Raw genomic sequence first — 11854 nt, 5'->3', positions numbered from 1 at the left:
CGCACGACACTAGGGTGGCGGCATGTCCTCCGCAGAGCCGCCCCCCTCCGCGCCCGTCCCCTCCGTGTGGACCGGGCGGCGCCCCCGGAGGGAACGGCCCGCCCTGAGCCGCGAGCAGATCGTCGCCGCCGCGGTCCGGCTCCTGGACGCCGAGGGCCTGGAGGCGCTGAGCATGCGCGGGCTCGGCACCGGGATGGGCACCGCGGCCACCTCCCTCTACCGGCACGTGGCCAACAAGGACGAGCTGATCGAGCTCGTGGTCGACGCGGTCCACGGCGAGGTCGAACTCCCGGCCGAGGGCGGCCCCGAGGGGTGGCGCGAGGCCCTGTCGCGCAGCGCGCACAGCCTGCGCGACATGGTGCTGCGCCACCCCTGGGTGGCCTCCGTGCCCGGCAGGGTCGGCCTCGCCCGCCCGGGACCGAACCAGGCGCGGATGTCGGAGCGGATGCTCGCGCCGGCCCGGGACGCCGGGTTCCCCCCGGGCGAGGCCGACCTCGCGGTGAGGGCGGTCGTCTCCTACGTGATCGGCGCGACCACCGGTGAGGCCTCCCGCCTGCCCCCGCCCGCCCGCGGCGGCACGAGCGGGGCCGAGCGGTCGCCGTCCCCGCCGCCGGCGGACGGGGAGTCCCTCGAAGGACACCCGCCGGAGGAGGACCGCGCGGCCGGCCGGCAGGACGTGGAGCCGGCGCGGACGCGCGCGGAGAACTTCGACTACGGACTCCAGCGGATCCTGGACGGGCTGGCGACCCGGGTCAACCGAGGCTGAGCTCGCGCCCCTCGCCGAGCGGCGCGAAGGCCCGGGCCACATCGGCCTCCCCGACCTCCTGCGGTGTGGCCGGGTTCCAACGGGGCCTGCGGTCCTTGTCGATGACCTGGGCCCGGATCCCCTCGACGAGGTCGGGGTGGGACAGGGTGTTGCAGGAGACGCGGTACTCCTGTTCGAGGACCCGCTCCAGCGGGCCGAGCCCGCGGGCCCGCCGCAGGGCGGCCAGGGTGACCTTCAGGGACGTGGGCGAACGCGTGAGCAGGAGCTCGGCGGCCTCCTTGGCGGCGGGCACCCCGTCGGCGTGGAGCCGATCGAGGATCTCCTCGACGGTGTCGGCCCCGTAGCAGGGGTCGATCCAGGCGCGGGCCGCGGCCAGTTCGCCCGGCGGCGGGGCGCAGACGTGCCGCGCGAGCGCCTCGGGCACGGGGAGGTCCGCGAGGTCGTGGGCGAGGGCCGGCAGGGCGTCGGCCGGCACGTGGTGGTCGGCGAGGCCGCACAGCAGCGCGTCGGCCGCGCCGACCGAGGCGCCGGACAGCGCGAGGTGGGTGCCGAGTTCGCCCGGGGCGCGGGCCAGCAGGAAGGTTCCGCCGACGTCCGGCACGAACCCGATGCCGGTCTCGGGCATGGCGACGCGGGAGCGTTCGGTGACGATCCGGACGGCGCCGTGCGCGGAGACCCCGACCCCGCCGCCCATGACGATGCCGTCCATGAGGGCGACGTAGGGCTTCGGGTAGCGCGCGACGCGGGCGTTGAGGCGGTACTCGTCGCGCCAGAACGCGGCGGAGGCGAAGCCGCCGGCCTTCGCGTCGTCGTGGATCGCGCGGATGTCCCCGCCCGCGCACAGGCCCCGCTCCCCCGCCCCCCGGATCACCACCGTCCGTACGTCGGGATCCTCCTCCCAGGCGTCCAGCGTCGCGGAGATCCGGCGGACCATGGCGTGGGTCAGGGCGTTCAGCGCCCGGGGCCGGTTCAACGTGAGGTACCCGGCCCGGCCGACCCGGTCGATCACTACGGTGTCGTCTTCGGTCTTCACACCGGCCAGTATGGCGGCGGGCCCGGACGCGCCGTCCGCCGCGCGTCGCTCAGAACGTCCACCGCGTGTGGGTGTAGACCCCGTCGTCGCGGCCGAAGCCGTACGCCGTGGTCGGGGCCACGGCGAAGACCACCGCGTCGCCCTTGCGGATCGCCTCGTCCATCCCGTGGAAGGTTCCCTCGGGCGAGGTCATGTGCCGCCCGTACTTCGCCTCGTGCGCGGCGATGACCTCCTCCAACAGCGCCGGATCGGTGACCTTCGCGGCCCGTCCCTCGACCACGAGGTCGAGTCCCTCGGTGAGGGCGTTCCCGCCGGTGGTGAGCGCGCAGTGCCCGTCGTGCGCCAGGTTCCTCGCCTTCTGCTCGCCGGGGCCGGTCGAGAAGTACAGCGCCCCGTCGTGCCAGGCGGCGATGACGGGGGTGACGTGCAGGCGGCCGTCGGGTCGCACCGTGGAGACCCAGAAGATCTCGGCGGCGGCCATGCGGCGCAGGGCCTCGGGCCACTCGGTGGCGGTGACGTCCTCGGCGCCGGGGCGGGGGTTGAGCGCGGAGCTGTAGCGGGCGTCGAGTTCGGTCGTGGGTCGCTGCGCGGGATCCCGTGGCGGCATGGCGGATCTCCTTTCGTCCACCCCGTCAACGACCGTCGGGCCGCGGGGAAACCGCCGCCGCGCCCGGAGCCGCCGCCCGGTTCGGCCGGTGCGGGCGCCGTAGGCTGGTCGGCCGCGCCCGGCCCGCCCCGGTCGGGCCCCCGCGCGTCGCAGAGCCGAGGAGTCCCGTCGTGAACACCCCCGCCCCGTCCTCCCCGTTGTCCGTGGACGCCGCCACGGCCCTGGTGCTGATCGACCTCCAGGAGGGCATCCTCGCCCTGCCGACGGTCCGCCCCGGCGCGGAGGTCCTGCGCAACGGGATCGCGCTGGCGCGGGCCTTTCGCGCCCACCGGTTGCCCGTGGTCCTGGTGAACGTCGCCTGGTCGCCCGACGGGGGCGACCTGCCCACGACCGACGTCGACCGGCCGGGTCCGGCGACCGCGCCGCCGCCCGCGTTCTCGCGGATCCCCGCCGAACTCGCGGCCCTGGGGGACGTGACGGTGACCAAGCGCCACTGGGGGGCCTTCACCGGGACGGAGCTCGACCTCCAGTTGCGCAGGCGCGGGGTGCGGCGGATCGTCCTGGCCGGGATCTCGACCAGCATCGGCGTCGAGTCCACGGCGCGCACGGCGTGGGAACACAGCTACGGGCTGGTCTTCGCGGAGGACGCCACCACCGATCCGGACGCCGACGCGCACGCGCACAGCTTCGGCCGGATCTTCCCGCGGATCGGCCGGGTCGTCTCCACCGCCGAGGTCATCGCGGCGCTGGACGCCCCGGCCTGAGCCCCGCGCCTCCCGAACACCCCGGCCCGAGCCCCGCGCCTCCGATCGCCCGGGCCCGAGCCCCGCGCGCCCTGCCGGCTCCGCCGGCCCCGCCGGGGCGCGCCCGCGCCCGTACGCACGACCGGGCGCCCGGAGCGTTCCGCGAGGGGAACGGTCCGGGCGCCCTGTCGCGCGCGGGTGGTGCTCAGGCGGCCTTGGCCCGTTCGGGCTCGCGGGCGACCGGCGCGGACTGCTCGGCGCGCAGTTCCTGGGCCGGGGCGACGGCCTTGGCGGCGCCGCCGGAGCGGATGGAGCCGGCCGCCAGGACCACGAGACCGGCGACGGTGACGCCGGCTCCGGCCCACAGGGGGGAGATGAAACCGTAGCCGGCACCGATGGCGAGGCCGCCGACCCAGGCGCCGAGGGCGTTGCCCACGTTGAAGGCGGCGATGTTGGCGCCGGAGGCCATCGTGGGAGCGTCCTGGGCGTACTTCATCGTGCGCAGCTGGAGGCCGGGCGCGGTGGAGAGGCCGACGGTGCCCATGAGGAGCAGGGAGATGACCGTCATGATCTTGCTCTCGGCGGTGAGGGCGAACACCGCGAGGACCACCGCGAGGAGGCCGAGGCTGACCATGAGCGAGGTGTTCAGGGCGCGGTCGGCGAACTTGCCGCCGTAGAAGTTGCCGACGAAGGTGCCGAGGCCGAAGAGGACCAGCAGCCACGGGACGGTGGAGGCGGCGAAGCCGCTGACCTCGGTGAGGGTGAAGGCGATGTAGGTGAAGCCGCCGATCACACCGCCGAAGGCGAGGATGCTGAGCGTGATGGACACCCAGACCTGGGGCCGGCGGAAGGCGCCGAGTTCGCCGCGCAGGCTGACCTGGCCGGGCGGGGCGGTCTGCGGGACGAGGAGCTTGATGCCGGCGAGCGCGACGACCCCGATGACGGTGATGGCCCAGAAGGTCGAGCGCCATCCGAGCTGCTGGCCGAGGAAGGTGCCGAGCGGGACGCCGAGGACGTTGGCGGCGGTGAGGCCGGCGAACATCAGCGAGATGGCTCCGGCCTTGCGGTTGGGAGCGACCATGTCGGCGGCGACGACGGCGCCGACGCCGAAGAACGCGCCGTGGCACAGGGCCGCGACGACACGGCCGATCATCAGCAGGGAGTACGACGGCGCGACCGCGGAGATCAGGTTGCCGATGATGAACAGCACCATCAGCGAGAGGAGCACCTTCTTGCGGTCGAACCGGGCGATCGCCGCGGTCAGCGCGACGGCCCCGATGGCCACGCTGAGCGCGTACCCCGAGACGAGGTAACCGGCCACCGATTCGGTGACTCCGAAGTCCGCGGCGACCTCGGGCAGCAGCCCGACGATCCCGAACTCGGTGAGGCCGATACCGAAGCCCCCGAGTGCTAAGGCGATAAGCCCGATAGGCATGTCCAAACCTTTCAGTACGGTGCAGGCGCCGACATGAGGCGCCTGCAATCATTGTATGCGCGGGCTATCGGCGCGAGCGCCGTAGCCGTTCCTCGCTGTACCGGGGCTCCACCGGGACTCCACCACCCGTGTACCGGACGGGTGTTCTCGGTCCCCGCGGGTCCTACCGGGGGACCAGGGGCGCCGTGAGGCGGAAGCGGAAGTCCTGGAACAGCTCGGTCTCGTCCGTCCCCGCGCCGCGCATGCGCAGGGCGAAGCCCACCAGGGAGTGGTCGAGCATGTAGAGCCGGTTGCCTTCCTCGCGCCCGTCCTTCGAGATCCGGTCGACGACCCACTCCATGGCGGAGCGGTCCCCGTAGCGGGCCCGGGGCTCGAAGAGCCGGTGCGACTCGCCTATCTCGCCGAGCATGTTGAGGACGTAGCTCAGCGGGTAGGGCCGGTTGACACGGTCCAACTCCGTCCCTTCCAGGTCGGGGTAGGAGTCCACGAGGCGGTCGAGCGCCTCGTCCGTCAGCAGGTCGGTGCGGCCGGTGACCATGGCCGTCGAGATCATGTAGGGGTAGGCGATCCCGTTGAGGAAGAAGTTGGCTCCGGGGTCCACCGTCCGCCACTGACCCACCACGCCCTCCACGAAGGCGTCGAGGTCGGGCACCTCCTGCTCCAGCCGCCCGAGGTTGTGCAGGGCGATCAGGTAGTAGAGGCCCATGTGGGTCCTCTCCACCGGGGAGATGCCGGCCATCAGCTCCCGCGCTTCGGCGAGCCGGTCCCTCCCGTGGGTCAGGTACTCCTCACGGCCCGACATCGCGATCGCGTTCAGCATCGTGAGGAGGGGATAGACCTTCGAGAAGCTCGGCGTCATCGGGCTCGGGAAGGACGGCGGGTTGTCGATCTCGTCGGCACGGTCCAGGTAGTCCAGGACCTCCCTCATGTAGTCCCGCTCGCCGTCGAAGATCCGCTCCTCGAAGCCGAGCAGGCAGATCACCGACAGGAGCATGGAACCGCCGCGCCCGCGGAAGAACGGGCCGGGGATCCCCTCCAGCAGGTCCAGCGCCTCGGTGACGTAGTCGCGCGGGCCGGACACCAGACGGTCCTTCAGGCCCAGTTGGCCGAGGGCGAGGAAGACCGCCGAGTACGCGGACAGGCGCTCGTAGTCGCCGTGCCGGCCGCTGTTCTCGTCCTCGATGCGGTCCGGCTGGATCGCGTCGGCCACCGCGAGGATCTCCGCCGGGAAGTCCAGTTCCTGGTTGACGAGGAATCCCCGGTCCAGGCCCAGCTTGGCGAAGGAGTCCATCAGGATGCAGCCGGCCATCAGGCGGTAGTAGAGGTTCTCCTCCGAGCGGATCGCGTCGAGGATCGGTCCGAGCGCCGGGCCGACCTCGGCCTCACCGGCGCCGGCGGGGTCCTCGACCTTGAGGATCAGGTCCGCCAGGAGCCCGGAGAACAGGGTGTAGGTGTTGGCGGCGGACACCCGCTCCGCCAGGAGTGCGAACGTCCGACGGATCTGCGCGGCGAGGGCGGGATCGTAGGCCACGGGGTACTGACCGAGGCCGATGCCCCGCACCATCCGGCTCCACGGAGTCGCGATCATCCGGGACTCGTGTCGCAGGTCCTTCAGGCCCGCCACCGGCAGTGAGGTGGAAGCAATGGGCATGGGGTGATCCTTCCAGCGGGTTGGACAGGGGTGGCTGTGACTGTGTCCCGACCGGCGACCAGCGCTCCCCGCGCGGGCCGTCCGTGTGAGCGGCCGACCCGAAACCACTAGGAACACTGGCAGTCGATACTGGGGTTCCGCCTGACCATCGCTGGAGCCGCGGGCTCCGCGGCGGCGGACGGCGGGGGGCCGAAGGCCCGCGGCTACGCGGCGGCGGCCGCTCCGCGGTCGAATCCGGAGCCCCCGAACCGCAGGCCGACCAGCGCGTGGCCACGGGTGACGTAGGGCAGCGGCGGAACCGTCAGGCCGAGGAACTCGTCCCGGTCGCCCTCCAGCATCTCCAGCGCCCAGTTCAGCCACTTGATGCCCTCGCAGTAGATCGCCACGGGCCGGCGCTGGGTCTGGTAGGTGTCCGTCAGCGTGCCGTCCAGCTCCGCCTGGAAGTGGAAGGGCGGCATCGCGGTGAAGTGGCTGCCCATCATGAAGACGAACCGGATGAGCCAGTACGGGTCCTCCCGCACGTTGCGCGACATGGGGTCGTCCAGGCCGTACACCGCGGTCATCACGGGGGCGAACCAGTCCTCCATCCCGCGCGGCTCGGCCGTGGTGTCGATCTGCTCGCCCGAGGCCGTCACGTCCCGGACCCGGTACGCGTCGGCGTACGGGTTCCCCTCGTCGAACTCGATCTCGACGTTCGGGGCGCGACCGCGGCCGGTGCGGACCCGGAGCTTGAAGCGCTCGAAGTGGATCTCGTCGTAGTGGCCGATCGAGTTGTGCCAGGGCTTGTTGTCGTACATCGAGTCGTCGCGGGTGTCGGCGCCGTCGGTCTTGAAGCCGATGGCCCGCGGGTCCAGGAACTGGATGCCCAGGGACTCGGGGGTGATGGCGTCCAGCGCCGCGTCCACCGCGGCCCGCGGGGCGCCCGCCTCGATCAGGCGCTGGGCGTGCAGCAGCGGAGCCGGGTCGGCCATCTTGATGTTCTCGGTGTTCGTGTCACCCATGACCAGGGAGTGGAACCGCGGCTCCAGGACCTCCAGGTACTCCGGGTGCTCCCGGAAGCGCTCCAGCAGCGTCGGCGCGTTCAGGTAGGTGACGCCGTTGATGACGATGGTCGGGGTGTCGAGCAGGTCCGGCCCGAAGGTCACCGGGGCGGTCTCGCGGCTGAGGGCGAGCCGGTGCTCGATCTTCTGGAAGTAGGAGATGTCCACCGTCTCCCCCGGGGCGGGGACCCGGCCGACGGAGTGCACCTGCTCGTTGAGGACCCGGAAGATCTGCTCGTAGAGGCGCGCGATCACGGCCGGCGGCGGGGAGTGCTTCTCGACGAACCGGCTGACCTCCTCGCCCTTCACGTAGCTCATCTCGTAGATGACCTCCCGGTCCATGGTCCGACCGTCCTTCTGGAGGTGCGCGGGGATGGGGATGTCCCGCTCCAGGATCTCGCCGACCTCGGGGAAGTTGCGGCGAACGGAGTCCGGCAGGGCCTGGAGGTACTCCGCCTGCTTCCTGGCCTTGGCGAAGGGCGGCAGCATGACGCCCTCGCCGTCCGGGTCCCAGTGGGCCGTGGTCAGGGCCTCACTGAGGATCTTGCGGACGGTGATCTCCGCGTCACCCTCCCGCTTGATGAAGATCGTCATGGACTCGCTGCCGCCGGCGCCGAAGCCCACGATCTCCTCGTCCGCGTGGACGTAGGCGTACACCGTGCTGCGCAGGAGCCGGCGGCCCTGGGCGTAGCGGAGCACCTTCTCGTGCTCGGGGGTCAGGCTGAGGATCGAGCGGTCCTCGAAGGCGTCGAGGGCGGGGTTGGTGCGGCGCTCCCACACCTCGGACGGGTCGAGGAGGTCGATGACGTCGGTGCGGAAGGGGCCGGCGTCCACGACGGCGGGGTCGAGGGTGGAGCCGAGCGCGACGATCCGGGACCGGCCGTTGAGGTGGACCCGGCGGATCGGCGATTCCAGCGCGAGGTTGTGGAAGACGGCTCGGGTGGAGGCCTCCAGGTCCTTCTTGGACTGGACCGGGACTCCCTCCGGCGAGATGAGCGGGATCTCGGAGGCGTCGAGGGTGAACAGCAGGCGCTGGAGGGCGGCGCGGGTCTCCTGCGCGCGGTTGCCGGCCGCCGCGTGGGCGCTGCCCGCGGCCATCGCCTCGGCCAGCGGGACGGCTCCGGACGCGGCGAGGGCGACGAGCCAGCCCTCCGGGTCGCGGCCCTCCAGGAAGAAGTCGCTCTGGGCGAAGAGGGCCGGACGGTGCCGGCGGAGCATGCGGAAGAGGGTGTGGTGGTAGGCGATCCGCTCCGCCGCCGCCCGGTCCGCGTAGGGGGCGCCGTCGGGGTCCCGGTCCGGGACGGTCTCGGTCTCCGTGTCGGGGTGCGTGTCCAGCAACGTCCGGGTGGCGACGGCCGGTTCGAGGGCTCCGGTCGTCCCGTCGTCGGGCCGGGCGAAGTGGAAGACCACCACCTCGGGTTCCTCGACGTCGGTCGACTCCCGCTGCGAGACCCGGCCCCGCGCGTCGAGGACCACGATCTCGGTGTAGGCCTGGCCCAGGGCGTCGGCGGGACCGCTGATGCGCTTCTTCAGGCGGGCCTGGAGGACGAGTTCGCCGCCGTCGAGGTCGACGGAGTCGCGGTGGTTGGAGGTGTGTTGGAAGACCTCCAGGAACCGGTGGAACGCCGGTGAGCCGTCGCGTTCGGAATGCAGCATCTCCCGGGTGATGACCCGACTCATGGTGCGGTAGAGGTACTTGTCGAAGAAGGGGCTCGTCGAGGCCATCCGGAAGAGGCTGCGGAGCGTGTCGTAGTGCTGTTCCTCCAGGGGGCCGCCGGCGGCGCGCAGCCGGTCCAACTCCCCGGTCAGACCGTTCATGAGGCGCACGGAGCCGATGAGCAGGTCGGTCTCGGAGAATTCACCGGTGTAGGGCATGGCGGGCGCCTCCACGTTGTTGTCGGCCAACAGTTGCAGGGATTTGTTGCCGAGTCCGAATTCCAGGATCATTTCGGGGTCGAGGCTTTCCAGGACCTCGGCGGTCCGCCGGGAGGCCATGACCTCGTCGGTCATCGCCAGGACCGCGTCCCTGATTTCCTCGCCCGTGGTGAGCAGACCCGCGTCGCTGTTGGAGACCACCGGGGTGTGAGGGTGCTTGAAAATGATGACGTTCTCCTCGATGAAACGAGCCAGGGCGCGGCGGACGGGTCGCATCCGTGCGGAATGGGCCAGGAATACGGTCGGGTCCTTCAGCTCCTCCGAGGCGACGGCCGGGAAGTCCTTCAGGAACCGGTCGAAGTGCGCTTTGGCGCCGGCACGGACGTAGACGTTCACCTGCCGCGGGGAGTAGAGCTTGTGGACCTCCACGTCCAGGGTCGAGACGGCGGCCGACAGGACGTCGAGGACCTCGGCGAGGGCCTCGGGCGCGCCCCTGAGGGCCACCACGTGGGAGGGCTCGGGGACGAGCGGCTCGCCGCGGGTGCGGCCGGGGAGGTAGGGGGCCAGCTCGCGGGCGATGGCGTCGGTGGAGGTCTCGCCCGAGGCGGCCAGCAGCATCAGCGGCGTGAAGGCGCGGGCGATCCGGACGCCGTCGGCGACCGAGAGGGAGCCACTGGCCACGGCGGAGGCCAGGACGCCGAAGCTCTCTCCGGTGTAGGCCGCGAAGGTCAGCGGCCGACCGGCGCGGGCCGCCGAGGCGCGCAGGTGGGCGTGGAGGGCCAGGTTGTGCACCGTGAACGCGGCGCCGATGAACCCCTGCTGCTCCAGCTTCCCCTCGGGCATGTTCTCGGAGGCGGTCAGCAGCCGGTCGGGGCGGCCCGGCAGGCCCAGGGCCCGGGCGCCGTCCGCGTAGATCCCGGCGACCTCCGGCATGCCGCTGTCCAGGAGGAGGCGGCCGAGGTCGCGGTAGGCGGCCCGGCTGCCGAGCCCGGGGAAGAAGCCGACGACGCCGGCGCGGCGTCCGGTGTCCGCGACGGCCGTGGCGGGCGGTCCGTCGATTCTTGCGATATTCGAGGAGCGCTCGCCGGTCGTGACTCCGGATAATCCCGCGCGCATTCCGTCGAGTTTCATTTTCGACTTCCTCCCCGTCCTCGTTCGCGGCCGTCGGTTCTCTTCTTTCGGTCGCGTTCTCCGTTCACTCTTCGAGCGTAGGCAGCGGGAAGGGGGCGTGGGCCGGCGCCGCATGAATGTGCCATTTCGGTGGCACGTTGGCAGCTTGTTGACATCCGACCGCCGGCGGAAAGGACAGGCGAAAGGGCCCCCGCCCACCCGTGTACCGGGTGGGCAAAGGCCCTTTCGCCTGCCCTTTCGCCTGCGCTTTCGCACCGGTCGGCGGTCCGCCGCCGGCCGGCGTCAGGGGGTGGAGCAGTCGATGAGTCCGAGCTGGGCCGCGCGGACACCGGCCTGGAAGCGGGAGGTGGCGTCCAGACGGTGCATCAGGGAGGCGATGTGTCTGCGGTAGGTCCGTACCGACAGCCCGAGTTCGCGGGCCGCCACCTCGTCGGTCTGGCCCAGGCTGAGCGACTTGAGCACGCGCAGGGAGTTCTCGCCCTCCGTCCAGCCGCCGCCGACGGCGGTCAGGTCGACGGCCGCGTCCCAGACGGCGGTGTGCAGCACGGCCATCGCCTTGGCCGTGTCCAGGTCGCGGACGACGGCCATCTCATGGGAGGGGCCGCCGCCCGCGCCGTCGAGGAGCGCGAGGCGTCCGTCGAAGACCGTGGCGGTGGGCAGTTCGTGGGGCGAGAGCCGGATCTCGGCACCCAGGTGCGAGAGCTCGCAGAGCTGCTCGAAGGCCTCCTCGTCCCCGAGGACCCGGGTCGGCAGGATCATGCGGACCTCGCTGCCCCGGGCGAGGAGTTGGGCGTGCAGTTTGTTCAGCAGCAGGTCGCCGTATTCGTAGGGTCCCGTGGAGTAGCTCGACTGGGCGATGACCGCCCGATGCCCCGCCTGGTGGACGATGTGGGCGGCGACCGATTCGGTGCTCGCGGCCGGACGGTCGCCTGCTCCGGCCTGGTTCACCGGGGTGGTGCGCTCCTGCTCGAACAGTCTGCCCGCCATTTCGGCGAGTTGCTGGGCCTGGTCGCGCAGGGCGTCAAGAGTGAGGTTGCGGAGATCGGTCACCGGCTCTGCCGTGACGCTCATGACTGCTCCTTGTTTCAAGGCCGCGGGTCGAACGGCCGATGGATCGGACGGGCCGGGAGGTCGGGTGCTTCGTCCTGCGTCCGGCTGTCGGTACGTCGGCGGGTGCGCGGAGTGCGCGGGCGGCGTGGCGGTGCGGCGGGCTCGCGGAGGGGCGGTCGACCCGGTTCCCCGACCCCGGCCTCGAACCGACCCCGTCCCCGACCCCGTCCCCGACCCCGTTCCGGCGTCCTTCGACGGCCGGTGCGACGGCCCGGTCGCCCCGTGGGGGCGCCGACGTGTTCACGGGCCCGTCGCGCGCGGGCGTCACCCCGCTAGGTCGTGGGTTTGCGCGGCCACGCCGGGCGTCGACGGGCGGTGGGCGCCGCGCCCTGCCGTACCGGCCGTGCGGAACTGACGAGATGTTTCATCGAGCCTTCCTCCATCGCCCCCCGTGCGGGGCCCGCCCACCTCCGCGAAGCGGATGCCGGCCGGCTCGCGAAGAACCGTGGCCGGCGGGTGGTGC

General features: G+C 72.2%; 8 protein-coding genes. 2 read left to right on the top strand and 6 right to left on the bottom strand.

Annotated features, from left to right (window positions below):
* Nucleotides 1-22: 22 nt before the first annotated feature.
* Nucleotides 23-766: a TetR/AcrR family transcriptional regulator gene (locus tag ACZ6ZI_RS16940; protein ID WP_469521138.1), complete on the top strand. Its 744-nt coding sequence runs from the start codon at nucleotides 23-25 to the stop codon at nucleotides 764-766.
* Here ACZ6ZI_RS16940 and ACZ6ZI_RS16935 read toward each other — a convergent pair.
* Both ACZ6ZI_RS16935 and ACZ6ZI_RS16930 read right to left on the bottom strand, forming a co-directional pair.
* Nucleotides 753-1799: an enoyl-CoA hydratase/isomerase family protein gene (locus ACZ6ZI_RS16935; RefSeq protein WP_469521136.1), complete on the bottom strand. Its 1047-nt coding sequence runs from the start codon at nucleotides 1797-1799 to the stop codon at nucleotides 753-755. The two genes, ACZ6ZI_RS16940 and ACZ6ZI_RS16935, sit on opposite strands and share 14 nt — an antisense overlap.
* 49 nt (nucleotides 1800-1848) lie before the next feature.
* Complete coding sequence (locus ACZ6ZI_RS16930; RefSeq protein WP_469521133.1) at nucleotides 1849-2406, bottom strand: pyridoxamine 5'-phosphate oxidase family protein; 558 nt, start codon at nucleotides 2404-2406, stop codon at nucleotides 1849-1851.
* 170 nt (nucleotides 2407-2576) lie between these two features.
* On the opposite strand from ACZ6ZI_RS16930, the gene ACZ6ZI_RS16925 reads away from it, so the two are divergent.
* Entirely contained in the window at nucleotides 2577-3170 is a 594-nt protein-coding gene (locus tag ACZ6ZI_RS16925) for a hydrolase (protein WP_469521130.1), read from the top strand.
* Nucleotides 3171-3354: 184 nt separating this feature from the next.
* Here the strand turns inward: ACZ6ZI_RS16925 and ACZ6ZI_RS16920 are convergent, their stop codons facing one another.
* The 4 genes from ACZ6ZI_RS16920 to ACZ6ZI_RS16905 all read right to left on the bottom strand — a co-directional run bounded on the left by ACZ6ZI_RS16920 (nucleotide 3355) and on the right by ACZ6ZI_RS16905 (nucleotide 11352).
* Nucleotides 3355-4584, bottom strand: a complete 1230-nt coding sequence (locus tag ACZ6ZI_RS16920) for an MFS transporter (RefSeq protein WP_469521128.1) — start codon at nucleotides 4582-4584, stop codon at nucleotides 3355-3357.
* 163 nt (nucleotides 4585-4747) lie between these two features.
* Nucleotides 4748-6235 carry a hypothetical protein gene (locus ACZ6ZI_RS16915; RefSeq protein WP_469521126.1) on the bottom strand — a complete coding sequence of 496 codons (1488 nt, stop codon included), beginning with the start codon at nucleotides 6233-6235 and terminating at the stop codon, nucleotides 4748-4750.
* 203 nt (nucleotides 6236-6438) lie between these two features.
* Nucleotides 6439-10281, bottom strand: a complete 3843-nt coding sequence (locus ACZ6ZI_RS16910; RefSeq protein ID WP_469521124.1) for an ACP S-malonyltransferase — start codon at nucleotides 10279-10281, stop codon at nucleotides 6439-6441.
* Between the two features lie 282 nt (nucleotides 10282-10563).
* Nucleotides 10564-11352 (bottom strand): helix-turn-helix transcriptional regulator, encoded by a 789-nt coding sequence (locus tag ACZ6ZI_RS16905; protein WP_469521121.1) that lies wholly within the window; start codon nucleotides 11350-11352, stop codon nucleotides 10564-10566.
* Nucleotides 11353-11854 lie beyond the last annotated feature (502 nt).

The organism is Streptomyces sp. NPDC103540 (assembly GCF_055584445.1).
The sequence above is the reverse complement of the archived record's forward strand: the minus strand, read 5'-3'. Positions and strand labels throughout refer to the sequence as shown.